The following is a 24590-nucleotide window of genomic DNA, read 5'->3' as shown; positions in this document are numbered from 1 at the left end:
AGACCCGGAGACGGCTACATTGGAACGCTTTGCTGACGAACTCGACCTTGCACAGTGTCGTATCGACCAAGTGACCGAACTGGCAATCGCCGCGATTCGCGCGCGCACCAGCCGCACACCAGGTCGCGAAACCTGCCTGGACTGTGGCTGCGAGATTCCTGCGAAGCGCTTGCTGCACGTGCCGAACGCGACCCGCTGCACACGTTGTCAGGAGCGACATGAGCGGCTTCAGTAACGGTTCGGTACCTGCAACTCCGGGGGTAACACCGCACGCTCATAATCCGGGTTGAAGACCCGCTCGGGCAGGGTGATCTCCTCGTGAGGCACGTCCTCATAGGGGATCTGCTCGAGCAGGTGGTGGATGCAGTTGAGCCGTGCGCGCTTCTTGTCGTTGCCTTCAACGATGAACCAGGGCGCCTCGGGGATGTTGGTCCGCGCGAAGGTCTCTTCCTTGGCCTTCGTATAGAGTTCCCAGCGCACCCGTGATTCGAGATCCATGGGACTGAGCTTCCATTGCTTGAGCGGATCGTGAATCCGGATCAGGAAGCGTAACTGCTGTTCCTCGTCGGTGATCGAGAACCAATATTTGATCAGGCGGATGCCCGAGCGGACGAGCATCCGCTCGAACTCAGGCACGTCCTGGAAGAATTGCTCTACTTGATCGGGTGAGGCGAAGCCCATGACGCGCTCCACGCCGGAACGGTTGTACCAGGAGCGATCGAACAGCACGATCTCGCCGCCGGACGGCAAATGCGGCACGTAGCGCTGGAAATACCATTGGGTGCGCTCGCGCTCAGTCGGCTTGACCAGCGCCACGACCCGACAGACCCGCGGGTTGAGGCGCTGGGTAATCCGTTTGATGACACCGCCCTTGCCCGCCGAATCCCGCCCTTCGAAGATGACTGCCACCTTCTCACCGGTGTGCTCCACCCAGTCCTGCAGTTTGATGAGCTCGGCCTGCAGCGTCAGCAACGCCTTGAAATAGGTCAGGCGGTCCAGGGTCGCCGGGTGTTTGCGCTTGTAAAGCTTTCGCAGTTCCATGGAGATCGCCGGTTCGGACAACTCCAGCTCGAAGTCTTCATCAAAGCTGTCCTCGAGTTCGGCCTTGATCCAATCCATGCCGTCAAATTGCTTCTCATCAATGCTCATTCGGTCGCTCCGTTCCTGATGGGGGTTGCACGCTGTGCGGCGGGCGCACCGTCCAAGATCGCATCATCCCAGGCCCCGGTACGCCTGCCATTGCCGTGATAACACTGTATCATCGTCCCTGACGCCGATTTATGACGGTTTTGTTTCACCTCATGTCCTTTGCCCACGACTTCCCTTTCGATCCCGGTTACGGCTACAGCCTGGATGACCTGCTGGCGGTCGAGCCTCCGCCCGAGCCGGCCGATTTCGTCGCGTTCTGGCGTGCCCGCTATGACCGCGCGACGGCGATCACACCCAACCCACGGTTGCGTCCCTCGGCGGATGCCCACCCGCGCTTCCGGGTCTATGACCTGGAATACGACTCGACCGGCGCTTTTCCCATCCGCGGCTGGCTCCTGACACCCACCGCCGCGCCGCCGCGACGCGGTTTCGTGCTGGGTCACGGCTACGGCGGCGTCGACCGTCCGCCGCTCGACCTCCCCCGTGACGATGGGGCCTACCTGATACCCTGCTTCCGGGGCCTGAGTCGCAGCCGTCGGCCGCCGATTTCCGACGACCCCTCCTGGCATGTGCTCCATGACATCGATCGGCGGGATCAGTATATCCTCGGGGGCTGCGTGGACGACCTCTGGACCGGGATCTCGGCCTTGCTCGGGCTATTCCCCGAACTGGCCGGGCACCTCGGTTACCTGGGCATCAGCTTCGGCGGCGGTATCGGGGCCATGGCCCTGGCCTGGGATCACCGGATCGGTCGCGGTCACCTCAACGTGCCCAGTTTCGGCCACCAACCCCTGCGCCTCACCCTGCCGAGCGTCGGCAGCGCCGCTGCCGTTCAGCGCTACGCCCGGACCCGGAGCGACGTTCAAACGACCCTGGCGTACTACGATGCGGCCGTCGCCGCCCGGTACATCCGGCAACCCATGCACCTGGCCGCCGCCCGGTTCGATCCGGCCGTCGCTCCGCCCGGACAGTTCGCAGTGTACAACGCCATCCGGGGAGACAAACGCCTGTTCGTACTGCCGGCCGGACACTTCGACTATCCGGACCGGGCGCGGCGGGAACAGAATCTGCTGTCCCAGCTGTGGGCCTTCTTCGGACCGCTCTGACCCGAGTGTGCAACGCGGGCGGGCCGGCCAAGCCGGCCGCGCGGACACACCGGACCCCCGGTTCACGGTATCGCAACCTTGGAGGACTAAGATCCGTCTGTTTCCGTTCGAGATATCCACCAGGCAGGTCATCATGAATCGCGAATACCATCGTTGGTACAGCGCCCGGCTCGACCGGGACATGGAGCTGTTGGTCTTTGGCCATGCCGGTGCAAAAGTACTGGTGTTTCCCACCCGCGACGGGCGCTTCCACGAATACGAAGACCTGCGTCTGGTCGAGGCCCTGGCCCACAAAATTCAGGCGGGCCAGTTGCAAATCTATTGCGTGGACAGTGTCGACTGGGAGTCGTTCTACTGCGATTGGTGCCACCCCGCGGATCGCATCCGCCGCCACTGCGCCTTCGAGGACTACATCCTCAACGAAGTGCTGCCGCTGATGGCGATGAAGAATCGTCATCCTTGCACCATTGCTCACGGATGCAGCCTGGGAGCCTTCCATGCCGTCAATATCGCACTGCGCCACCCCCATCTCTTCCAGAAAGTCGCGGCCTTCTCCGGGCGCTATGATCTCACCCTGAATGTCGAGTGCTTCCGCGACCTGTTCAATGGGCACCGGGATGAACTGGTCTATTTCCATACCCCGGCCCAATATCTCGCCAATCTCCACTGCCCGGAGCGGCTCGCTGCCCTGCGGCGCATGGACATCGTTCTGGTCATCGGCGACCAGGACCCCTTCCTCGACAACAATCGTTATCTGAGCAGGTTGCTATGGGAGAAGGGCATCGGGCACGCCCTGCACGAGTGGCAGGGACGCGCCCACCGAGGCCATGATTGGCGGCAGATGGCGCCGCTGTATGTGTGAGCGCTTAGATCGCTTTCCCGTTTTCTCGTTCCCACGCTTTTCTCGTTCCCACGCTCCAGCGTGGGAATGCCGTCCGGCCGCTCCAGCGGCCGGTGGCGCCACGCGACGGCTTCCGCGTGGGAGGCCGTGGACAAGAGCTAGCAGCCTGTCGGACTTAGCCCCTAGGATTAGGGTATGAGTCAACATAAAGGCTTTTTGTTGCTCCACAATCTAACGTAAGGTGATTTCCGCGAAAAATCCAACCCGTAGGAGCCCGCTTGCGGGCGACGGGTGGGGCNCAATGACNCGATTCCGGCAGGTCACGTCGCCCGCAAGCGGGCTCCTACGGAGCTTGATTCTTGATAGCGTCTTATTCGGAAATCGCCTAAAGTCCGACAGGCTGCTAGCGCAGTCCACCGAATCCCGCGCCGCCGCTGGTGGACTGCGCTACGCTTGTCCACCCTACGATCTCCCGTGGCCGGAACCGTGCTCAAGGCCGAAACGCCTTTGGCGTCTCGGTCGTTGTCGTTGTCGTAATCGAATTTATACTATCCGCCCGGGTTCTCTCGCACCGCGCCATTTCGCTCTCCGAGCGTTGCCGGCATCGTAACCGGATAGGCATCGGGCTGCTCATGCCCAAAGTGCTTCTCCGATTACGATTACGACAACGACAACGACAACGACAACGATTGCATTCGTTTTCTAACCGATTTCTGACGCGTTAACTACCCCTCACTGCAATGCCGGCAAAGCGCCCTCGGCGGTACCGATATACCCGATTGCCGCTTTTTTGCGATCACCCCATTTCGCATCGATCTTGCCGACGACCTCGGCCTTGTCAGAACCCTGATAGGCCTTGATGCTCTCGTCACCGGGGTGTTGGAAGTTGGCCATGAGATAGGCGTGACCATTGTAGTCGGGCGCCAGCGTCAGGCCGGTCACCTCGGCGGCCATGGGCACCGAAAGGATGCGCGCAAGCTTACGGGTGTCGATGTTGAAGGCCCAAAGGTAGTTGTTGTTACGCCTGGTGGTATCCTCACCAATGAACAGCGTGCGGATCGCATCGGCATAGACGATGTTGTCCGGACCGCAAATCCGGTCCTGGCTGCACCCATTGCCCTCGGCGTCCAGCTTGTCCTTGCCGAGCCATCCGCCGGTCAGCTCAGGGATGGGCGCCAGGCTGACGCCGACATAGGCGCTGTCGATCGCGGTGCCGCGGGTGTCCTGTTGGCCCTCGGCGGTCGCCATCTCGAAGACCATACCGCCGTCGTTGGGTGGCAGCCGGATCGCGCCCTGCGTGTCGACCATGCCCGCCTCGACCCGCGAGATCGTGATATAGAACCGCTTGTCGGTCGGGTTGTAGGCGATGTATTCCATCTTGGAGAATTCAGTGGTGGCACCGAGGAGCGCGGCGTAGCGGCGGGTCTCGAGGAAGGCGGCGGCCTGCGCCACGTCGAAGGCGGTGCTGGACTTGAGTCGGAGCCACTCGGTGCCGTTATAGGTCAACACCTTGGTGAAACTCGGATCATTCGGGTCGGTCTCGGCCACGTCGAAGAGGTCGCTGAAGCGAATCCCCCGGTCGACAATGGCCTTGATCTCAGCGTCGCTCGCATGGCCGAGGCGCACCCATTGCAGGTTGAAACGGTCACCGTCGGCCGCGTCGGCCGGGGTGAGTTTGGCGGCATAGAGGGTTCCGGCCGAGAGGTCCCGCGCCTGATCGGCGACGAACATGAAGAGCCCGGTGTTCTTGCCGTCGTCGCCGCTGATCGCGGTGCGGTCGTCCGCGGCCATGATCTGCATCTCGCGGGCATAACGGCCGGCGGCAGCGTGCTTGACCACCCGCGCAGTGCCATCCGCGGCCACGGTAATCTCCGGCAGCAGTCCGTAATGATAGGGGTTGGCGGCGGCCGGATCGCCGAAATAATAGCGGCTGAAACTCGCGATATCGGTCTTGTCATCCGAGCCCGCGGCCTTGGCGCCGCCGCCGTGGACCTTGGCGTCGGGCTCGTACTCCTCGGAACCGATGTGGGTGTTCCAGCGGGACAGGGTGGCACCACAGTGGATCCAGCCGCCATGGACTGCGGAGAAATCGATCGCCCCATAGTGCTTGGCCGTCAGCCGACCGCTCGCCGGGTCCTGATCGAGCAGGGTCAACCCGACGGTGGCGGGCAGCTTGGACCAGAACGACCCGGTGCTGCTGCCGTCATTCGGGGGCAATTCACGAAACTCGAACTGGGTGACCAGCGCCAGCGGATGGCCAGCAGCGCCGGGCACGGTCAGACCCGCGATTTGCATGAGCGAGGTCCCATCCGGGCTGTCGGAAGCCAACTGACCGTCCCGGTCGGTCAGCGGTGCTCCGGCGGCGGTGAACAACCCGCCGACCACCGCGTCGCCGACGCGGTCGGTGGTGGCGAAGATCTGGTGGTAACTCAGCGGAACCGCCGTCGTTTGACCGTCGGCACAGGTCATCCGCAGCGTGGCACGCGTATAGATGTCGGCCTTGTCGTCGGCGGTGGCCGGCGCCGGCATGCCGGTGAATTCCACTTTGGTTGGCGCTGCACCGCCGGGACAGACTGCCGCGACCGGCACTGAACTCAGAGAGGCCACCGCGAGGGTGGGAACGAGGGCGAGGGCACGGATGCGCATGAGAACCTCCAGGATTGAACACGATCTTGGAGACCATCCTAACGCCTTGGCTGCGCTCGTAGGTTGCGGGCGTGTTACCGCGGACCAACGCGCACCTGCTTTCGGTCCGATGCTTCAACCCGGCTCCGGCTCACAACGATTGGGGGCGGGCAGGTCGCGGCAACGGGCCACGCGCGCTGGGCGCCACCACCGCGCCGATGGTAACAAAACCGTAAAGCCGCTCCGCTATGGTGGATAGCGATCCGCGTCCACACCGATAGCGCCTTACCACCCCAGAGCGTCCCCATGATCCACACCAGATTGTTGGTCGAGAAAAAGCGTGAGTCGTTGAAGCACGGGTTGGCCGATCTCGCGCAGCAAGTTGGACTGGCCCTGGAACAGTCACTGGAGGCGGTGCGCAGCCAGGATCTTGCGCTGGCCCGCGAGATCGTCGCCGGCGACGCATCCATCAACTTTGCCCGCCGCGCCCTCGAACAGGAAGCGCTGCTGGGTTTGGCCGCTTACCAACCGGCTGGACCGGACCTGCGCAGCATCGCCGCATCCATGGAAATGGTCGGGGAAATCGAGCGTATCGGCGATTACGCGGCCGACGTGGCACGGATTCTACTCCACGACGAAAGCCTGCGGCTGCCGGGCGACCTGACCGCACGGATCGCGGAGATGGGTGACGCGGCGCTTGCGATGTTTCGCGATGCCATGATTGCCTATGGGCGGGACGGCGGCGACGCGGCGCTGGCGCGGGAGGCGGCAGCCAGGGACGATCAGGTGGACGCACTCCAACGGGCGGCCGTCGACGCCATCGTCGACTGGATCCGGGCGCATCCGGAAGCTGCGGCGCCGGGTGTTGCGCTGTCGTGGATCGCGCACAATTTCGAGCGTGTCGCCGATCGCGCGACCAACATCGCCGAACGCGTAGTGTATATCGCTACCGGCGAAATCCCTGATTTGGACTGACGGGGCTCGGCGCAGCCGCCGCGTGGACTGCACGACCGTCAGTCCGCGACACGGACCCCACAGATCGCGGCCTGATCCAGCGGCCCGCTGTGCGGTCCTCACCAGCTTGATGAGCCACTAAGTTCGTTAGCGCACTTGAATACAGGACCACTTCGGCCTAGATTACGCATTCAAAGGTGCCCTCCGCTCATCAGGTCACGGCGACCATTCCGGATTCACCGGATATCCACCCGCCCCCTTCACCCGCCTTGGATGTGAGCGAAGACCAGGTCGAACCTTTACCAATCCTTTTCGCTCAGGAACGCCCATCCGTAACAAGCCGGAAGGGAAAGACCGGAAGCGCGGCGCGGGTCCCTATCGACCTTGTCGCAAACCGATCCGGCACGGAAGCCAGCATCGCTCGTCATCAACTGGAGTACTTATCATGAAACTAGACATCACCAAGCCCAACATCGGCGACACGGACCGCCTGATCCGCGTAGCGGTCGGCATCCTCCTGATCATCGGCGCCGTTCGCGGCGACAACTGGCTGTCCGGACTGATCGGCGCGGTCGTCATCGGCACCGCTTACCTGCGCTTCTGCCCGGCCTATACGCTCTTCAACTACAGCACCAACAAGGACGTTACCCCCTCGGACAAGTAAGCCGCGGGGTCGTCCACCGACCGGGCCGCCAGGCCCGGTCGGTGGTCTTCAATCCCCCTGCCACTGCCAATTCCGAATTTCCGGTAAATCCTCGCCGTGCTTGGCGATGTACTGCTTGTGTTCGATCAGTTTGTCGCGAATGGCCTGTTTGGCATAGGCCGCCTTGGGACCGAGTTGCGGCACGCGATCGATCACGTCGGCGACCAGATCAAAACGATCCAGTTCGTTCTTCACCACTGTATCGAAGGGCGTTGAAGTCGTGCCCTCTTCTTTGTAACCGCGCACGTGCAGGTTGCCGTGATTGGTGCGGCGATAAGTGAGCCGATGGATCAACCAGGGATAGCCGTGATAGGCGAAGATGATCGGCTTGTCCGTGGTGAAGAGAACATCGAACGCGTCATCACTCAGCCCGTGCGGGTGTTCGCTCTGCGGCTGGAGTTTCATCAGATCGACCACGTTGATCACCCGCACCTTGAGTTCGGGAAAATGGGTCCGCAACAACGCGACCGCGGCCAAGGTTTCGAGCGTCGGCACATCGCCGGCGCAAGCCATGACCACATCCGGTTCGCTGCCCTGATCGTTGCTGGCCCAGGGCCAGATGCCGATACCGGCCGTACAGTGCTTGATGGCCGAATCCATATCGAGCCACTGGGGGGCGGGCTGTTTGCCGGCCACGATGACGTTCACATAATTGCGGCTGCGCAAGCAGTGGTCGGTCACCGACAACAGCGTGTTGGCATCGGGCGGCAGATAGACCCGGATGACTTCCGCCTTCTTGTTGATGACATGGTCGATGAAGCCGGGGTCCTGATGGCTGAAACCATTGTGGTCCTGACGCCAGACATGGGATGAGAGCAGGTAGTTCAGTGAAGCAATGGGGCGCCGCCACGGGATGTCATTGCACACCTTGAGCCACTTGGCGTGCTGATTGAACATCGAATCGACGATGTGGATGAACGCCTCGTAACACGAGAAGAAGCCATGACGGCCGGTGAGCAGATAGCCTTCCAGCCAGCCCTCGCACTGATGCTCGCTCAACATCTCCAGCACCCGGCCGTCCGGTCCGACATGATCATCACCGGGGAGGATCTGTCCGGTCGAACAGCGGTCAGTCACTTCAAAGATCGCGCCCCAGCGGTTCGATGCCGTCTCGTCCGGACTGAAGACGCGGAAGGTCTGCGGGTTGAGCTTCACCACATCACGAATGAACTGGCCCTGGACCCGGGTGGCCTCGGCATTCACGGCACCCGGCCGCGGCACCGCAACCGCGTAGTCACTGAAGTCCGGCATCCGCAGGTCGCGCAGCAGCAGCCCGCCATTGGCATGCGGATTGGCGCTCATACGCCGCTCGCCCTGCGGTACCAGGCACGCGAGTTCGGCGTTCAATCGACCGGTGGCGTCGAACAACTCCTCCGGGTGATAGCTCTTCAGCCAGTCTTGCAGGATCTCCAGATGTCCCGGATGCGTCATGTCGGCCATCGGCACCTGGTGGGAGCGGAAGGTCCCTTCGGTCGGCTTGCCGTCCACACTGGTCGGACCGGTCCAGCCCTTGGGCGAGCGCAGGATGATCATGGGCCAGCGGGGACGGGTCTTGAAGCCGTCGGCACGGGCATCGTTCTGGATGCGCTTGATTTCGGCGACCACGGTGTCGAGCGTGGCCGCCATGAGTTGGTGCATCTGGGTCGGATCATCGCCCTCGACGAAATAGGGGGTATGACCATAGCCGCGGAACAAGGCCTCCAGTTCATCGCGCGGGATACGGGCCAGCACCGTGGGACCGGCGATCTTGTAGCCGTTCAGGTGCAGGATGGGCAACACGGCACCGTCATGGATCGGATTGAGAAACTTGTTGGAATGCCAACTCGTGGCGAGCGGCCCGGTCTCCGCCTCGCCGTCGCCGACCACGCAGGCAATGATCAAGTCCGGATTGTCGAAGGCGGCACCATAGGCGTGTGACAGTGAGTAACCCAGCTCGCCCCCCTCGTTGATCGACCCGGGTGTCTCGGGCGCAACATGACTGGGGATGCCGCCGGGGAACGAGAACTGCTTGAACAGCCGCTGCATGCCCGCTTCGTCCTGGGCGATGTTCGGATAGACTTCGCTATAAGTGCCTTCCAAATAGGCATTCGCCACCAGCGCGGGACCGCCATGCCCTGGTCCGGCAATGTAGATCATGCTGAGATCCTGGTCCTTGATGACGCGATTCAGATGCACATAGATGAAGCTCAGGCCCGGCGTGGTGCCCCAGTGTCCAAGCAGGCGCGGTTTGATATGCGCCAGGGTGAGCGGCTCCTTCAGCAGTGGGTTGTCGTAGAGATAGATCTGTCCGACCGAGAGATAGTTCGCCGCACGCCAATACGCGTGCATCTTGCGCAGGAGGTCCGGGTCGAGCGGCTTGGTCTTGGTTATCATGTCGCAATAGTCCAATGGGTCAGTTTCTGTTGTGTCGTTGGTGGGCGGTCAGGCCATCTGACTGATGGTGCTGCGAAAGCGGCTGAGCGCAATCGTAAAGAAGGCCGCGCCGATCCCGGCCAGCGCAAGGAACTGCGGCCAGACGACCGTGATGCCGGCGCCGCGGTATAGAATCGCCTGGCCGAGCGCGACAAAATGCGTAGTCGGTGCGGCCAGCATGATGTACTGCACCAACTCCGGCATGCTTTCGCGCGGGGTGGAATTGCCCGAGAGCAGTTGCAGCGGCAGCAGAATCAGCACGGCCAGCATGCCGAACTGCGGCATCGAACGGGCCTGCGTGGCCATGAAGATGCCGATCGACGTGGTAGCAAACAGATGCAGCGCGGCGCCGGCCAGAAACAGCGTCAGCGCGCCTTCAATCGGAATACGCAACAGGCCCTGCACGACCAATACCAAGGCGACCGCGACAGCGAGCAGGACCACCAGACCCATCGACCAGACCTTGGCCAGCATGATCTCGGCGGGCGTGACCGGCATTGCCAGCAGATGCTCGATGGTGCCGTGCTCACGCTCGCGGATCAGCGCGGCGCCGGTCAGGATGATCGACAGCAAGGTGACGTTGTTGATGATCTCCATCAGGGCGCCGAACCAGGACTGTTCCAGGTTGGGGTTGAAGCGCATACGCAGGGCCAGTTCAACAGGCAAAGGGGTACTGCCGCGATAACGCTGGACGAATTCGGTCACCTCGGCGAGCACCATTTGCTGGACATAGCCGCTGCCGGTGAAGGCTTGGCTCATGCGCGTGGCATCCACATTGAGCTGGATGGCCGGCGAGCGGCCGGCCAACACATCGCGCTGGAACTCCGGGGGAATATCCAGCACGAAGGTGTAATCGCCGGCATCCATGCCCGTGTCGATGCCGCGCAGTGGGATCATCACCGGGGCGTCGAAGCGCGGCGGATAAAAGACGGTGCTGATCCGCAGCGACAGCGGTGAGCGGTCCTCATCGACGATGGCGATCGGCGCCTTGTGCAGGGTTTCCGGCATCGCCGTGGCAGCGACATAGATCGATACCGTGAAGGTATAGGCAATCAGCACCAGCATCATCGGGTCGCGCGCCAGGCTCCATAGCTCCTTGATGCCCAGACGGTAGATGTTGGCCGCGTTGCGACTGAGCGTCGTACCGGCCAAGCGCCCCGGCTCCGAATCGGGTGGCGGCATGCTCAGGTGTCCTGCTTCTTCAACAGCATAATCGACAGGCCCAGGATCACCGGCACCGCCAGCAGCAGCGGCCAGAACGAGGCTTCCAGACCGGCGAAGTCCAGTCCCTTATTGAATACACCGCGGCTGATCGTGAGAAAATGCGAGGCCGGATAGAGACGGCCGATGACCGCACCTACGCCTTCGAGTGAGGAGACCGGGTTCAACATGCCGGCGAATTGGATGGCCGGGATCATGGTGCCGATGATCGCCACGAACATCGCCGCGATCTGGCTGCGGGTGAAGGTGGAGGCAAAGAGCCCGAAGCCGGTCGAGAAGATGACAAAGAGCAACGCCCCCGCGCTCAGTGCCAACAGGCTGCCCTTGATCGGCACGCCGAAGACGGTGACGGCCAGCAGCGTCATCAGGGCGAAGTTGAACATCGCCAGCACGATGTAGGGTAATTGCTTTCCGAGCAGGAATTCGCTGCGCGTGACCGGGGTGACGTAAAGATTGATGATCGAGCCCAGCTCCTTTTCACGCACCACCGACAACGCGGCGAGCATCGCCGGAATCATCAGCAAGAGCATGGGGATAACCGCCGGCACCATCGCCGGCAGGCTTCTGACGTCGGGGTTGTAGCGAAAGCGGATCGCGATAGTCGCGGGTACGGCGGCGTCCTGGCCGAGCCGGTGCACGGCCTGCTCCAGCAGCCAGCCTTGGTGCATGCCCTGCACATAGCCCCGCACCGTCTCGGCACGCACCGGCATGGCGCCGTCCACCCAGGCGCCGATTTGCACCTGATGCCCGCGCGTGAGGTCGCGCGCGAAGCCGGATGGGATCTCGATACCCAGGGCGAGTTCGCCGCCCCGCATGCGCTGATCCAGATCCGCATAGTCGGAGAGCGGCGCACGTTCGATGAAATACCGCGAGCCCGACAGGTTCAGGGCATAGTTTCGACTCAACCCCGTCTGGTCGCGATCCAATACCGCGTAGCTCAAATTCTCCACGTCCAGGCTGATCCCGTAACCGAAGACGAACATCAGGATGGCGGTTCCCAACAACGCCATGGTGGCGCGCACCGGGTCGCGTTGCAGTTCCAGCGTTTCGCGTCTGGTGTAGCTCCAGGCGCGGGCCGGACTAAAGAACGCATTGGGGGCCTTCTTCACCCGACCGTCGCTGGGCACCGCCGGCGTCGGTGAGGGCACCGATCGAAGCGGCGCCGGGGCAGCCGGCGTGTCGCCGCGCGCGCCCGCGTCCTCCAGGAAACCGATGAAGGCTTGCTCCAACGTGGCGGCGCCGCGCTGCCGCACCAGTTCTGCCGGGGCATCGGTGACGAGCACATGCCCGGCGTGCATCAGCGAGATGCGGTCGCAACGCCCGGCCTCGTTCATGAAATGGGTGGAGATGAAGATGGTGACCTGATCATTGCGTGCCAGGTCGATCATCAATTGCCACAGGCGGTCGCGCGCGATCGGGTCGACGCCGGATGTTGGTTCATCGAGGATCAGGAGTTCAGGCTGGTGGACCATGGCCACGGCCAGCGAGAGGCGCTGACGGATGCCCAGCGGCAGGGTATCGGGCAGCGTGTCGAGCACCTCATTCAGGCCAAAACGCCGGACCATCTCGTCGACGCGCGCCGGGATCTCGGTCTCGGGCATCTGGAACAGGCGTGCGTGCAGCACCAGATTCTGGCGCACCGACAGTTCCGAATAGAGCGAGAACGCTTGCGACATGTAGCCGACGCGCCGCCGGGTCGCGATATCCTTGGGATCGACCGCGCGCCCGAACAAGGACGCCTGACCCTCGCTGGCCGGCAACAGACCGGTCAGCATCTTCATGGTGGTGGACTTACCGCAGCCGTTCGAGCCGATGAACCCGAAGATCTCACCACGGCGGATGGACAGATTCACATGATCGACGGCGGTGAAGTCGCCGAAGCGCATGGTCAGGTCCGTTGCTTCGATGGCGATCTCGGCTCCGGTCGCCGCGTCGGCGTTGACCAGCGGCGGAATCGTCACCGGCCGGTAGCCCCGCCGCTGCGCCTCCGGCAGCAAGGCGATGAACGCGGCATCCAGTGAGTCGGTTGCGGTGTGCGCGAGCAATTCGGCGGGTGTGCCGGTGGCCAGGACCCGGCCGGCGTCCATGGCCACCAGCCAGTCGAAGCGCTGAGCCTCGTCCATGTAAGCCGTGGCGACGATGACGCTCATGCCGGGGCGTTCGGTGCGGATGCCGGCGATCAGGTCCCAGAACTGGGCGCGGGCCAGCGGGTCGACACCGGTGGTCGGCTCATCCAGGATCAACAAATCCGGATCGTGGATCAGGGCACAACACAGGCCCAGTTTCTGTTTCATCCCGCCGGACAGCTTGCCGGCCGGGCGCGTCAGAAAGGCGGTCAGCCCGGTGCTCGCCGTCAGCGCATCAATGCGGCGGCGACGTTCGAGCGCCGGATGGCCGAACAGTCGGCCGAAGAATTGGAGGTTCTCCTCGACCGACAAGGTGGGGTAGAGGTTCTTGCCCAGACCCTGGGGCATGTAAGCGATATGCGGGCAAACCCGCGCGCGATGGCGGCTGCTGCGCATGTCGCCGCCCAGCGCCCGCACCCGGCCTTGCTGCACGGCACGCGCGCCGGCCAGCAGCGCCAGCAGGCTTGACTTACCCACGCCGTCCGGACCGAGCAGACCGACCATCCGCGCGGCCGGAAGCTCCAAGGAGATGTCGTCCAGTGCCGTGATCTTCCCGTAGTGCAGACTGACCCCGGCCAGATCGGCAACGGGCGCCGGGGCGTCCCGCCCCGGTGAACCGTCGGTCGGGGGCGCAGCATCCCCAGTTTCCGGATCGCCGGACAAAGGCGCCTGGCCGGTCATTCCGGTAACTTGATCGCCAGGTTGGCCGGCCAGGGCACCTGTGCGTCGAGCTTGAGCCAGGCTAGGCCCGGCAAACCGGTTTTCACCAGCTTCAGGTGTTTTTGCAGCAACGCGCGGTCGATCTGCGCCTTGACCCGGAACATCAGCTTTTGCCGTTCGCTGGCCGTCTCCACCGTCTTGGGTGTGAACTGCGCGGTACTGGCGACATAGGACACCCTGGCCGGGATCACGTACTGCGGGATGGCGTCGAGCACGAGGTGGACCTCGCTGCCCAGCGCCACCCGGCCGACCACCGTCTCAGGCAAAAAGAAGGTCATGTAGACGTCGCTGAGATCGACCAGATTGAGCACCTTGCCGCCGGCGCCCAAGACCTCGCCGGGCTGCGCCACCCGGTATTGCACGCGGCCATCACGCGGCGACTTAAGCAGACTGTCCTGGATATCGGCCTCGACGCGGGCAATGGTCGCCTCGCTCGCCGTCACCCCGGAATCGGCGCCGACCACCTGTGCCTCGGCGGCCGTGATCGCCGCGTCGGCCGCGGCCACCTGGGCCTCGGCACCGGCCAGTGTCGCCTGCGCGCCGTGCACCCGAGCACGGTCGTCGTCAAGGACCTGGAGCGCGGTGACGCCCTTTTTCGCCAGCGTCTCGGAGCGCGCCAGGCGCCGCTCTGCCGCATCCAGCTCGCTCTCACGCTGCCCCACCATGGCCTCGGCGGCCGTGCTGTCGCTGCGGCGCACGGCGACCTCGGCCTGGGCACTGGCCACCGCGGTGACGGCTTGTTGGGACTGGGCACGCGCCTCATCGCGCTGCGCATCCAGCACATCGACCTGCATTTGGGCCAGCGGCTGTCCGGACTGCACGAAGTCGCCCTCGTTGACCATGATCTCCAGCACCCGCCCGGCGAGCTTGGTGGCGACATCGATCTCGGTCGCCTCGATACGGCCATTGCCCTGGACGAAGGCGACGCCCAAGCCCACGGGTTGCAGGGCGAACCAAGCCAGGGCCGCGATCGCCACGGCAGCGCCGACACCGACGGCCAGCGCCAGTTGCTTCTTGAACGCGGGAGTCATCATGGAAACTGCACCCTGAACCCTGGTTACTGCGATTTCAGTCCATTCGCTGTGCCGGCCATTGCGCAATGACCGGACGATCGATTGCACAGCCGGGGCCGCGCGAACTTGAAACGACTTTAGCCGAACGGTTTTCAGCCGTCCGTTCGGTACCGTACCTTGAGTGCCGCGATCTGAAACCAGGGCGAAACTGGACAGGGTCGCACCATCACCGATCCTGTCGAAATCCTGCGAAATCTGAACGTGCCGATCATCGAGGAGGGTGCTGACGCTGCCGGGTGTCATCATCGGCCTTGGCAAAAGGCCGCGCGGCGTCTAATGTTCCGTTCAGTGCTTCACCTTGATCGTTGCGCACGCAGCGTCGGACCACCCGCTCTGCCGATGCGCGACCGATGCATTCTGTAACCATGAGCAGGGACCCGGACACGCCTGATGCCAGCCAGTCAAGCCACCCGATCGATCTCGGTCGACACCGTGTTGGGACCTGATGCGCTGCTGCTCGCGCGCATGACCGCCGAGGAGCACCTCAGCCGACCGTTCGAGTATGGACTCGCGCTGCTGAGCGAACGCCACGATATCCGCGCCGAGGATCTGCTCGGCACGTCGGCCACGGCCTCCCTGCGCCTCGCCTCGGGCGGGCACCGTTTTTTCAACGGCTACGTCAACCGCTTCGCCTATGTCGGTTTCGCCGGGACCTATGCCCTCTATCGCGCCACCCTGGCGCCTTGGATCTGGTTTCTGTCGCGGACCGCCGACTGCCGCATCTATCAGGATCAGACGGTCCCGGAGATCGTCAAGTCAGTCTTCCGCGACCACGGCTTCACCGATTTCGAAGAACGTCTTTCCGGCACCTATCGCCCCTGGACCTACTGCGTCCAGTACCGCGAGACCGACCTGAACTTCGTCCAGCGACTGCTCGAACATGAGGGTATCTACTATTTTCATGAACAGGCCGACGGCAAGCACACCCTGGTGCTGGCGGATGACCGCGGCGCCCACAGCGCGGCACCGGGTTACGAACAGGTCGTCTATTTCCCCCCGGACCAGACCCAGCCGCACGACCTGGAGCGCATCAACGACTGGAGTGTCGCCACTGAGGTGCGCCCCGGAGCCTTTGCCCACACAGCCTTCGATTTCACCGCACCGCGCAAAAATCTGCTCGCCCGCCGCAGTGCTCCCAAGCAACATGCGCAGGCCGGACTTGAGGTCTTCGACTTCCAGGGCGATTACATCGAGACCGCGGACGGAGACGGCTATGCCCGCATCCGCCTGGAGGAGCACCAAGCCGAGCACGCGCTCGCAGAGGCGGCCGGCAACGCCCGGGGCCTCGCCTGCGGCGGCCTGTTCACCCTGACTGAACACCCGCGGGACGATCAGAACGGCGAATATCTCATCGTCGCGGCGCGCTATCGGCTGCACTCCGACGACTACGGGTCGGTGGACTCAGCCCCGCCGGGTCCGGTCTTTGCGTGCAACCTCAGCGCCATGGATGCCCAGGTCCCCTACCGGCCGCCGCGCGCCACCCCTAAACCCACAGTGCGGGGTCCGCAGACCGCCGTCGTCGTCGGCAAGGCCGGCGAAGAGATCTGGACCGATAAATACGGACGGGTCAAGGTGCAGTTCCACTGGGACCGCTACGGCAAGGCCGACGAAACCAGTTCCTGCTGGGTGCGGGTCGCTCAGGCCTGGGCCGGCAAGAATTGGGGCGGCATGATGATCCCGCGCATCGGCCAGGAGGTCATCGTCGATTTCCTGGAGGGCGACCCGGACCAGCCGATCATTACCGGCAGGGTCTATAACGGCGACCAGATGCCGCCTTGGGACCTGCCGGCCAACATGACACAATCGGGCCTTCTGACCCGCTCCAGCAAGGGTGGCGCCGGGGCGAACGCCAACGCCATCCGCTTCGAGGATAAGAAGGGCGCCGAGCAGCTCTGGCTCCACGCCGAGAAGAATCAGGACATCGAGGTCGAGAACGACGAGACTCACTGGGTCGGTCACGACCGCACCAAGACCATCGACCACGACGAGACCACCCACGTCAAGCATGATCGCACCGAGACGGTCGACAACAACGAAACGATTACCATCCATGGCAATCGGACTGAAACGGTCGACAAGAACGAGCGCATCACCATCGGCGGCGGACGCACCGAGAACGTCGCCAAAGACGAAAGTATCACCATCGGCGGCGGACGTACCGAGAACGTCGCCAAAGACGAAAGCATCACCATCGGCGGCGGACGTACCGAGACCGTCGCCAAAGACGAAAGCATCACCATCGGCAGCGGACGCACCGAGAACGTCGGCAAAGACGAAAGCATCGCCATCGGCGGCGGACGCACCGAGAACGTCGCCAAAGACGAGCGCATCACCATCGGCGGCGGACGCACCGGGAACGTCAGCAAGAACGAGAGCGTCACCATCGGGGAGGCGCGCACTGTCTCGATCGGCAAGGACGACAGCCTGTCGGTCGGCAAGAACCTGTCCATCACGGCCGCCGACTCGATCACCATCACCACCGGCAGCGCCAGCATCACCATGAAGAAGGACGGGACCATCACCATCAAGGGCAAGGACATCACCATCGAGGGATCCGGCAAGATCAGCGCCAAGGCTTCCGGCAACATCACGATGAAAGGCTCGAAAATCCTTCAGAACTGACGCAAACCGCTCGGATTTGAGATAGACACCATGAGCCACAGCTTATCGATCGACGCATTGGCCGCCGCGGGCGTCACGGAGGTCTCAGCCCCGGACCTGCTCAGCCCCCTGCTCCAGGCGCCGACGTCTCAGCGCGCGGGTGCCGCCGAGCCCCTCGGCCTGATCGTCGGGGAATTGATCGCACTAACCGACGAAGGCCGCACCCCGCTCGTGCTCTACCCCGGACAACCAGGCCATGCCGCACTTCCCGCACGCACCGTCATCGACCTGCACGGCGCGCATATCGGGCGCCACGTGACGCTGATGTTCGAGGGTGCCGATCCGGACCGGCCCATCGTGATGGGCGTCCTGCGTGACGTCGCCGGCTGGCCGCTCCCGGATCGACCCGGCGCTGTCGAGGTCGATGCCGACGGCGAACGGCTGGTGGTGAGCGCGCAGGAGAGCCTGGTGCTGCGCTGCGGCAAAGCCAGCATCACACTCACCAAGGCCGGCAAGGTCCTGATCGAGGGCGCCTACGTCCTCAGCCGCTCCTCGGGCGTCAATCGCATCAAGGGCGGCGCGGTGCAACTCAACTGAGCGGCGACCAGCGCGGCCAGGACCCGGAGACACCCTTGGAATTGATCAACGCCACTCGTATGGTCGTCGGCTACACCATGGGTATGGAGCCCAGCGGGCGGGAACTGTTGGTCGTGGTGATCAAGGGCACCTTCGCCCTGCCGCGGACCTCGGGCGAGTCGCTAAGCCTGGCGGAAGCGCAGTTGCCGCTCGTGATGGCCGATACCTTCACCGGCGCGCCGGGCTGTTCGGCGCCGGTCTATGAAGTGGACTTCGCACCGCGCAAGCAACGGATGGACATCCTGCTCCTGGGAAGCGCCTATGCACCGGGTGAACGACCGGCAGCCCGGGTTCCCGTCAGCCTGCGGGTCAATGGCATCACCAAGTCATTTGCGGCCGTCGGCATTCGCCTCTGGCAGGTCGCCTCGACCGGTGTGAGCGTCAGCGCAACCCATCCATTCACGGTGATGCCGATCAGTTACGACCGCGCCTTCGGCGGTGTCGACAATCGTCACCAGGACCCGGCCAAGCACGCCGCCTTCATGCGTAATCCGGTCGGCAAGGGATTCCATCGGCACCTGAAGCCTGAATGGGTCGATGGGGCACCATTGCCCAACACCGAGGAACTCAACCGGCCGATCACGCGGCCCGACGGCGACTACCTCCCGATGGCCTTCGGCCCTATCGGCCGCGGCTGGGAGCCGCGACTGCGCTACGCCGGCACCTATGATCAGCGCTGGCTCGACGAAGATTTCCCCTTTCTGCCGCCCGATTTCGACGACCAATACTACCAGGCCGCGCCCCTGGACCAGCAGATCGCCTGCCCGACGGGTCCACTGGAGATCGGACTCCTGAATCTGACCCCAGACGGACGCCGCGGCTTCAGCCTCCCGCATTTCGACGCACCGGTGCACATCTTTCCGAAGCGCGGCGACCGCGAAGACCTCAAGGCGACCCTCGATACCCTGGTGCTGGAACCCGATCTGGAGCGCTTCACCCTGACCTGGCGGGTCACTCGACCGCTCAAGCAGAACATCTTCGAGATTGCCCAGGTGTTGGTCGGCAAGAAGGGGAAGGATTGGTGGCAGGCGCGTGAAGAGGTGTCATTCTCTCCCCCACTCGAACCGGACACGGAGCGCAAGCCAGAGCCTGAGTTAGAGAAGGTGGACCCGGGTCCGGCCCCACAATCATGACCGCGGCACTCGTGGCCGTGCACCGTGTCGGCCTGGTCACGTCAGTTGGCCTGACCGCGGCGGCATCCTGTGCCGCTATTCGCGCCAAAGTCAGTAATCCGACTGAAACGCGCTGCGTCGATTCGGCGGATGAATGGATCATGGCCCACCAGGTTTTGTTCGACCGACCATGGCGCGGCCTGACGAAGTTGACCAAGATGGCCGTGATGGCCGTTGAGGACTGTCTCGCATCGGTCTCGCCCCTCGACTGGTCACGACTTCCAGTGCTGCTCTGCGCGGCCGAGCAGGACCGGCCAGGTCGAGTCGCCGGCGTCGACAATCGGCTCGTGAATGACCTAGCGCACGCGCTGGGCGTCGCGTTCGGCCCGGAATCGATGCTCATCTGCCACGGCCGCACCAGCGTCGCCGTCGCGTTGATGCATGCGCGAGACTTGATCTACCGGCAAGGCTTCGAGCGCACGTTGATCGTCGCCACAGACAGTCTTGTGACGCGGCTCACGCTCACCCATTACGAGCAACACGACCGATTGCTCGCATCATCGAACTCGAACGGTTTCATCCCTGGCGAGGGCGCCTGCGCCCTCCTCATCGGCAAGCCGACCGGCCAACGCGAACTGGTCTGCGCCGGAATCGGATTCGGCATCGAGACCGCGCACATCGATTCCGGGGCACCGCTTCGCGGAGACGGTCTCGTTCACGCCCACCTGGCGGCACTCACCGAGTCCGGGCTGAGCATGGACGATGTGGACTACCGCGTGACCGACCTGAGCGGCGAGCAGTACTACTTCAAGGATGCCCATTTCGCCTTCGCGCGCCTGCGCAGACGCAAGGGCAATCCCGAACTCTGGCATCCGGCGGAATGTATTGGCGCGAGCGGTGCCGCGCTCGGTGGCGTTTGCGTGGCCGTCGCCTGTGCCGCAGTCGAGCGAGGGTATGCGCCGGGGGACACGGCGCTTCTTCATTTCAGCGACGACGACGGTCGACGGGCCAGCGTCGTCTGTACCGCAGGCTGACCCCCATGGGCAACAAGGTTTTTGCGAATGGCATGGAGGTCTCCAGCAAAGCGATGAGCGGCAAGTCCATCTGCGAGTTTCCCGACGTCTGCTTCACGCCGCCGCAGACCCCGGCGACGCCACCTGGCGTTCCGATCCCCTATCCCAACACCGGGCTCGCAAGCGACACCACCGAGGGTTCGACGACCGTCAAGATCGGCAATCAGGAGGTGATGCTGAAAGACAAGTCGAATTTCAAGACAAGCACCGGAGACGAGGCCGGCGCGGCGCCGAAGAAGGGGTTGATCACATCGACGACCAAAGGCGCGGTGTTCTTCATTGCCTGGTCGATGAACGTGATCTTTGAAGGGGAAAACGTCGTCCGCAATCTCGACATGACGACGCACAATCATGGCTAGCAAGACACCCGCCGGCGGATCCGTGCCGACTATCCATGTCGCCGGTGTTGCGATGGGTGTCGCGCCACCGGTGCCGAAGGGCCAAAAAGATCCGTGTAGACATCGGCGCAAGAAAAAGGGGAAAAAGAAGACCTACGTAGTCTATATGGCGGCACAAAAGGGAGGTACCGGTAAATTCTATGTGGGCCGCACCAGAGGAACCGGCACCGTCGAGCAGATCACCCTCAATCGCCAGCGAAACCACCATCGAACGGGCATCGGCGCGCTCACACCGGTCTGCATCCAGGACAGTTATTCTGCTTGCCGAGGCGCCGAGCAGAAGCACTACGATCACATGGCGGCCCAAGGCAAGGTCATCACGTCATCGAGATCAAAAGGACGGGGCAAGCAGATCGCTCCGATCAGAACCGACAACACCAACAGACAAGACTATCTGGATTGCGCGAAGAATTCGGCACAGCCTTCGCCTCCCGGCTGCCCGATCTGCGCAGTCTGACCGAACGAGAGCAGACATGGCAAAGAGCAGCGAACCCTCGAAAAGGCAGAAGTACAAGGTCGGCCAGATCGTCGCCATCCCGCTGGCGGACGGTCGGTTTGCCTATGGCAAGGTCTTCAACAACCTCGCTGTCGGCGTCTACGATTTCCTGTCGGAAGTACTCGAGCCGGTCGAGCGCGTCGTCACGCATACGATCCTGTTCTACAGTGCCGTGACCGACCGCGCCATCAAGTCCGGCGCATTCACGGTCATCGGCGAGCAACCGTTTCCCGACGAGGAGTCCGCCTGGGCTCCGGCGATGGCGGCGGGCATCTTTCCTGATGATCACAACATCGGCATGCTCCATATCACCCACAAAGGACAATACCTGCCGGCGTCACCCGACCAGGCCGCCGGAATGGACATCTGCGTCCTGTGCCAGGAACCGGAATTGTTCGTTGAACTCGTCGTCGACCGGCTGGTCAACCGGAACAACCGCAAGTACCGGTACGGGCCATGAGCATCTGGGGGCCCGGTCCATTTGAAAACGACGACGGCGCCGACTGGATTGCCGATCTGCGAGACGAGCCGTCGCTTGAATCGATCCGGGAAGCATTCGCGGAGATTGCCGATCCGGCGCACGTCGGCTACGTCGAGGTGCCGGATGGCGCCGAGGCCGTCGCTGCCGCAGAAGTGCTTGCGGAGTTACTGGGCTCCCCGGGAGACGACCCAGTGCTCGACGAGGATCTCGATGAACTCGCCGCAGCGCTCAACAAAGAACTCAAGCGCGAAAGCAAGCGTGACGTCAAGACGCTCGTCAAACAGGCACTCGACGCGCTGGAAATAGTCCTGAACGACACCGAAAACTCGGAGCTTCGGCAGATGTGGGACGAGCAAGCCGAAGAGATGCCGGCCTGGACTGCCGCCATGACCAGGCTCCAGCAGCGCCTGCGCAAGCTCGCTTTCCCATGAGATGGTCCGTCTTGGGCGACGGCTGGAGGGTGAACGAGGCAGGCTTGCCTCTCGATCCCGGATCTTTAGAAACGCGGGCAATAGAGGACAGATCACGAATACGCTAGCCAACCATGAAGTCTTGGCCCGATGTCGCCGCGCATGTTAGCCGCCTCCCATCGACCAGTGCTGCCGGTCATCCATCAGCACGCCGAAGAGTCAGCGATCCTACGCCATGTGCGTTCGGTGCTGGTACGCGCACCTCACGTCAAGCTCCGTCACCTGGCGCGCCTTGATGAACGGATCGCCGCTCATCTGGACGGTCTGGCAGTGGCCGGTGAGTCCGGCGTAGCTCTTTGCCGGGCGGCGTTGGAAACGCCGGGAGTCGGCGAGGTCTTCGCGGTGGCAGTAGGTGCCATCGCGAGCAAGGACCAGGCCCGCGTGGATTGGCTCTTCGCCCTCGCCGAGACACTTGCAGACGCGCACCGCGGCCTGATCTCCGCCTTCGGCTGGGTGTCGGCCCATGACCTCCAAGGCATCGTCATGGAACTGCTGACGGCCACAGAGCCCATGCGGCGCGAGGTCGGCATCGCCTCCTGCATCATGCACCGGGTCGACCCAGGTGCCATGCTCGTCGCCGCGATCGACGATCCCGATCCGCGATTGCGTACCCGCGCCCTGCGTGCGGCCGGGGAGGCCGGTCGGCGTGACCTGATTTATGACTGTCTGCGGCACGTGCAGGACGATGACCCCAGCGCCCGTTTCCGGGCCGCGGTGTCGTCATTGCTGCTGGGGAACCGGGACCTGGCCTTGAGTGCGCTCGCTGACCTTGCGGCGAATCCCGGTGCCTTGCGTACCCAGGCGCTTGGCCTGTGGCTGAAAGCCGTGGACCTGCCGAGCGGTCACCGTCTTCTGCAGTCGATCGCCAAGGAAACCGCGAGCCGACGCTTGCTGATCCAGGCCGCGGGCGTCGCCGGCCAGGTGCACTACATCCCCTGGCTCATCGGGCTCATGGCGGACGATGAGACCGCCCGCCTGGCGGGGGAGTCCTTCTCCACGATCACCGGGCTCGACCTCGCCTGGCTCGACCTGGAGCGCCGCCCGCCGGAGGACCTTGAGCCCGGTCCGAGCGACGATCCGGCCGATGAGTCCGTGGACATGGACCCGGACGACAGCCTGCCATGGCCGGATCCGGCCAAGATCCAGGCTTGGTGGGAAGTCAGCGGGCAACGCTTTCAATCCGGGGTGCGCTACTTCATGGGCGAACCGGTCACCGTTGAGCACTGCCGCCGGGTACTGCGCGAGGGCTGCCAGCGGCAGCGCCGGGCTGCCGCCGAGTATCTGTGTCTGCTGACCCCGGGGACGCCACTGTTTCCGATCGCCGCTCCGGCCTGGCGTCAGGCGCGCTGGCTGGCCGCCGACCAACCGGCAATTCAGTTTAGGACTGCGAATTGCCCGGTTCCCAACTGAAGCGCGGGAGCGAGAAGAAGGCGCTGGACAGGCTCGCGCCCCAACTCTGGCTGATGGTCTCCAGATCCGGCGATCCTGCCTCCAGTCTGAGCAGATGCGAGGGAGACAACTGGTCACGCGGGCACAGCGCCACCTCGAACGGCGGTCCGACCGACAGATTGGACCGCGCGGCCCCAACCATCGAAACCAGACAGAGGCGCGCCCCATCGGCGAGCGACAGCCCCGTATGCGCCAGGCGATCGAGCGCGGGCTTTCCGTACTTGCTCTCGCCGATTTGCAGATAGGGCGTCTCGCGGGTGGCGGCGATGGCATTGCCCTGGGGATAGATCAAGAACAACCCGTGGGCTTGGCCGGCAATCTGCCCACCGAGGATAAAGCTGGCCTCCGCACTGACCCCAGCCTGCCGCAGGGCCGGACCGTGCTCGTTTTGCACCGCCAGACTCACCTGCCCGATGTAGGTCGCCGCCTCGAACAGATAATTGACATTCAGCAGGGTCGCTGTCGGAGCTTGCTGATAGGGGCTGGGCCGGGGATTGATGGCCTGGTCGAGGTCCCGGCCGATGCGGTCCAAAACCTCGCGCGTCGTCGCCAGACTCCCGGCGGCCATCAGCACGAACAGCCGATCGGGCGCGGGCTGCAGGACATGAAGTTTGCTGTAGGTCGAGATGTAGTCGACCCCCGCGTTGGTCCGGGAGTCGGCGACCATGGTCAGGCCGTCATCGAGCAGGAGCCCTACACAATAGGTCATTTCGAACAGGTCCTCTGCGATTGTTGGAAGCCGTTACCGGATGCCGTGAGCCGCTCTTGTCGGCAGTCGGCAGTCGGCAGTCGGCAGTATAGCGTGAGCCGACACGCTGGGCGCTCCGTCCCCTGCTGATCGACACGCAAACCAGGTATCCTGTCGCCATGCAATCCAGACCACTGCGCCAGCGCGCCGCCGCCAACCCGCGGGGCGCGTGATCCAGCGGTCGGTCCCGTGCGGC

The 24590-nt window shown here is 63.7% G+C and carries 21 protein-coding genes; 14 read left to right on the top strand and 7 right to left on the bottom strand.

Going from position 1 to position 24590, the window contains the following annotated elements; translation table 11 throughout:
* Positions 1-19 precede the first annotated feature (19 nt).
* On the top strand, positions 20-235 hold the full coding sequence (locus tag A39O_RS0121820; RefSeq protein ID WP_020506795.1) for a TraR/DksA C4-type zinc finger protein: 216 nt from the start codon (positions 20-22) through the stop codon (positions 233-235).
* Here A39O_RS0121820 and ppk2 read toward each other — a convergent pair.
* The gene (gene ppk2, locus A39O_RS0121815) at positions 229-1149 is read right to left on the bottom strand and encodes a polyphosphate kinase 2 (RefSeq protein WP_020506794.1); all 921 of its coding nucleotides are present in this window, start codon (positions 1147-1149) and stop codon (positions 229-231) included. The two genes, A39O_RS0121820 and ppk2, sit on opposite strands and share 7 nt — an antisense overlap.
* Before the next feature lie 152 nt (positions 1150-1301).
* Between ppk2 and A39O_RS0121810 the strand changes: the two genes are divergently transcribed.
* Together A39O_RS0121810 and A39O_RS0121805 are read left to right on the top strand one after the other, a co-directional pair.
* A complete protein-coding gene (locus A39O_RS0121810; protein WP_026199626.1) occupies positions 1302-2255 on the top strand; it encodes an acetylxylan esterase in 954 nt (317 codons plus the stop codon).
* 133 nt (positions 2256-2388) lie between these two features.
* Positions 2389-3117, top strand: coding sequence for an esterase family protein (locus tag A39O_RS0121805; protein ID WP_020506792.1), 729 nt, complete (start codon positions 2389-2391; stop codon positions 3115-3117).
* A 711-nt stretch (positions 3118-3828) separates the two neighbouring features.
* On the opposite strand, the gene A39O_RS0121800 is transcribed toward A39O_RS0121805, so the two are convergent.
* Positions 3829-5742, bottom strand: a complete 1914-nt coding sequence (locus A39O_RS0121800; RefSeq protein ID WP_020506791.1) for a PhoX family protein — start codon at positions 5740-5742, stop codon at positions 3829-3831.
* Between the two features lie 285 nt (positions 5743-6027).
* Here A39O_RS0121800 and phoU point away from each other — a divergent pair, with 285 nt between their 5' ends.
* Positions 6028-6696, top strand: coding sequence for a phosphate signaling complex protein PhoU (gene phoU / locus A39O_RS0121795; protein WP_026199625.1), 669 nt, complete (start codon positions 6028-6030; stop codon positions 6694-6696).
* A 424-nt stretch (positions 6697-7120) separates the two neighbouring features.
* The gene (locus A39O_RS0121790; RefSeq protein WP_020506789.1) at positions 7121-7339 is read left to right on the top strand and encodes a YgaP family membrane protein; all 219 of its coding nucleotides are present in this window, start codon (positions 7121-7123) and stop codon (positions 7337-7339) included.
* Positions 7340-7387: 48 nt separating this feature from the next.
* Here A39O_RS0121790 and A39O_RS0121785 read toward each other — a convergent pair whose 3' ends face one another.
* The 4 genes from A39O_RS0121785 to A39O_RS0121770 are packed head-to-tail and all read right to left on the bottom strand — an operon-like array spanning position 7388 to position 14891.
* On the bottom strand, positions 7388-9751 hold the full coding sequence (locus tag A39O_RS0121785; protein ID WP_020506788.1) for a phosphoketolase family protein: 2364 nt from the start codon (positions 9749-9751) through the stop codon (positions 7388-7390).
* A gap of 48 nt (positions 9752-9799) precedes the next feature.
* Positions 9800-10972, bottom strand: coding sequence for an ABC transporter permease (locus tag A39O_RS0121780; RefSeq protein ID WP_020506787.1), 1173 nt, complete (start codon positions 10970-10972; stop codon positions 9800-9802).
* A gap of 2 nt (positions 10973-10974) precedes the next feature.
* Positions 10975-13818, bottom strand: coding sequence for a ribosome-associated ATPase/putative transporter RbbA (rbbA, locus tag A39O_RS0121775; protein WP_020506786.1), 2844 nt, complete (start codon positions 13816-13818; stop codon positions 10975-10977).
* Positions 13815-14891: an HlyD family secretion protein gene (locus A39O_RS0121770; protein ID WP_020506785.1), complete on the bottom strand. Its 1077-nt coding sequence runs from the start codon at positions 14889-14891 to the stop codon at positions 13815-13817. The genes rbbA and A39O_RS0121770 overlap by 4 nt, the downstream gene beginning before the upstream one ends.
* Before the next feature lie 429 nt (positions 14892-15320).
* On the opposite strand from A39O_RS0121770, the gene A39O_RS0121765 reads away from it, so the two are divergent.
* From A39O_RS0121765 to A39O_RS0121725, 9 genes are all read left to right on the top strand, one after another.
* The gene (locus A39O_RS0121765; RefSeq protein ID WP_020506784.1) at positions 15321-17552 is read left to right on the top strand and encodes a type VI secretion system Vgr family protein; all 2232 of its coding nucleotides are present in this window, start codon (positions 15321-15323) and stop codon (positions 17550-17552) included.
* Positions 17553-17582: 30 nt separating this feature from the next.
* Positions 17583-18128 carry a DUF6484 domain-containing protein gene (locus tag A39O_RS0121760; RefSeq protein WP_020506783.1) on the top strand — a complete coding sequence of 182 codons (546 nt, stop codon included), beginning with the start codon at positions 17583-17585 and terminating at the stop codon, positions 18126-18128.
* A 35-nt stretch (positions 18129-18163) separates the two neighbouring features.
* Positions 18164-19300: a DUF2169 family type VI secretion system accessory protein gene (locus A39O_RS0121755; protein WP_040528406.1), complete on the top strand. Its 1137-nt coding sequence runs from the start codon at positions 18164-18166 to the stop codon at positions 19298-19300.
* Positions 19297-20313 carry a hypothetical protein gene (locus tag A39O_RS0121750; protein WP_020506781.1) on the top strand — a complete coding sequence of 339 codons (1017 nt, stop codon included), beginning with the start codon at positions 19297-19299 and terminating at the stop codon, positions 20311-20313. The genes A39O_RS0121755 and A39O_RS0121750 overlap by 4 nt, the downstream gene beginning before the upstream one ends.
* 5 nt (positions 20314-20318) lie before the next feature.
* The gene (locus A39O_RS0121745) at positions 20319-20711 is read left to right on the top strand and encodes a DUF4150 domain-containing protein (protein WP_020506780.1); all 393 of its coding nucleotides are present in this window, start codon (positions 20319-20321) and stop codon (positions 20709-20711) included.
* Positions 20704-21207 (top strand): hypothetical protein, encoded by a 504-nt coding sequence (locus A39O_RS41110; RefSeq protein WP_157640321.1) that lies wholly within the window; start codon positions 20704-20706, stop codon positions 21205-21207. Before A39O_RS0121745 ends, A39O_RS41110 begins: the two co-directional genes overlap by 8 nt.
* Before the next feature lie 16 nt (positions 21208-21223).
* Positions 21224-21706 (top strand): Imm26 family immunity protein, encoded by a 483-nt coding sequence (locus tag A39O_RS41105; RefSeq protein ID WP_020506779.1) that lies wholly within the window; start codon positions 21224-21226, stop codon positions 21704-21706.
* The gene (locus A39O_RS36960; RefSeq protein ID WP_020506778.1) at positions 21703-22158 is read left to right on the top strand and encodes a DUF4259 domain-containing protein; all 456 of its coding nucleotides are present in this window, start codon (positions 21703-21705) and stop codon (positions 22156-22158) included. The genes A39O_RS41105 and A39O_RS36960 overlap by 4 nt, the downstream gene beginning before the upstream one ends.
* A 141-nt stretch (positions 22159-22299) precedes the next feature.
* Positions 22300-23607 (top strand): TIGR02270 family protein, encoded by a 1308-nt coding sequence (locus tag A39O_RS0121725; protein WP_040528432.1) that lies wholly within the window; start codon positions 22300-22302, stop codon positions 23605-23607.
* On the opposite strand, the gene A39O_RS0121720 is transcribed toward A39O_RS0121725, so the two are convergent.
* Positions 23576-24355, bottom strand: coding sequence for a proteasome-type protease (locus A39O_RS0121720; protein WP_020506776.1), 780 nt, complete (start codon positions 24353-24355; stop codon positions 23576-23578). The two genes, A39O_RS0121725 and A39O_RS0121720, sit on opposite strands and share 32 nt — an antisense overlap.
* Between the last annotated feature and the right edge of the window lie 235 nt (positions 24356-24590).

The organism is Lamprocystis purpurea DSM 4197, assembly GCF_000379525.1.
GTDB lineage: Bacteria > Pseudomonadota > Gammaproteobacteria > Chromatiales > Chromatiaceae > Thiodictyon > Thiodictyon purpureum.
Note: the sequence above shows the minus strand (reverse complement) of the source record. Positions and strands in the feature narration are given on the sequence as shown.

Excerpts from the sequence above, each read along its gene's own strand:
- ppk2 (WP_020506794.1), bottom strand. The coding sequence starts at position 1,149 with ATGAGCATTGATGAGAAGCAATTTGACGGCATGGATTGGATCAAGGCC.
- A39O_RS0121810 (WP_026199626.1), top strand. The coding sequence starts at position 1,302 with ATGTCCTTTGCCCACGACTTCCCTTTCGATCCCGGTTACGGCTACAGC.
- A39O_RS0121805 (WP_020506792.1), top strand. The coding sequence starts at position 2,389 with ATGAATCGCGAATACCATCGTTGGTACAGCGCCCGGCTCGACCGGGAC.
- A39O_RS0121800 (WP_020506791.1), bottom strand. The coding sequence starts at position 5,742 with ATGCGCATCCGTGCCCTCGCCCTCGTTCCCACCCTCGCGGTGGCCTCT.
- phoU (WP_026199625.1), top strand. The coding sequence starts at position 6,028 with ATGATCCACACCAGATTGTTGGTCGAGAAAAAGCGTGAGTCGTTGAAG.
- A39O_RS0121790 (WP_020506789.1), top strand. The coding sequence starts at position 7,121 with ATGAAACTAGACATCACCAAGCCCAACATCGGCGACACGGACCGCCTG.
- A39O_RS0121785 (WP_020506788.1), bottom strand. The coding sequence starts at position 9,751 with ATGATAACCAAGACCAAGCCGCTCGACCCGGACCTCCTGCGCAAGATG.
- A39O_RS0121780 (WP_020506787.1), bottom strand. The coding sequence starts at position 10,972 with ATGCCGCCACCCGATTCGGAGCCGGGGCGCTTGGCCGGTACGACGCTC.
- rbbA (WP_020506786.1), bottom strand. The coding sequence starts at position 13,818 with ATGACCGGCCAGGCGCCTTTGTCCGGCGATCCGGAAACTGGGGATGCT.
- A39O_RS0121770 (WP_020506785.1), bottom strand. The coding sequence starts at position 14,891 with ATGATGACTCCCGCGTTCAAGAAGCAACTGGCGCTGGCCGTCGGTGTC.
- A39O_RS0121765 (WP_020506784.1), top strand. The coding sequence starts at position 15,321 with ATGCCAGCCAGTCAAGCCACCCGATCGATCTCGGTCGACACCGTGTTG.
- A39O_RS0121760 (WP_020506783.1), top strand. The coding sequence starts at position 17,583 with ATGAGCCACAGCTTATCGATCGACGCATTGGCCGCCGCGGGCGTCACG.
- A39O_RS0121750 (WP_020506781.1), top strand. The coding sequence starts at position 19,297 with ATGACCGCGGCACTCGTGGCCGTGCACCGTGTCGGCCTGGTCACGTCA.
- A39O_RS0121745 (WP_020506780.1), top strand. The coding sequence starts at position 20,319 with ATGGGCAACAAGGTTTTTGCGAATGGCATGGAGGTCTCCAGCAAAGCG.
- A39O_RS41110 (WP_157640321.1), top strand. The coding sequence starts at position 20,704 with ATGGCTAGCAAGACACCCGCCGGCGGATCCGTGCCGACTATCCATGTC.
- A39O_RS41105 (WP_020506779.1), top strand. The coding sequence starts at position 21,224 with ATGGCAAAGAGCAGCGAACCCTCGAAAAGGCAGAAGTACAAGGTCGGC.
- A39O_RS36960 (WP_020506778.1), top strand. The coding sequence starts at position 21,703 with ATGAGCATCTGGGGGCCCGGTCCATTTGAAAACGACGACGGCGCCGAC.
- A39O_RS0121725 (WP_040528432.1), top strand. The coding sequence starts at position 22,300 with ATGTTAGCCGCCTCCCATCGACCAGTGCTGCCGGTCATCCATCAGCAC.
- A39O_RS0121720 (WP_020506776.1), bottom strand. The coding sequence starts at position 24,355 with ATGACCTATTGTGTAGGGCTCCTGCTCGATGACGGCCTGACCATGGTC.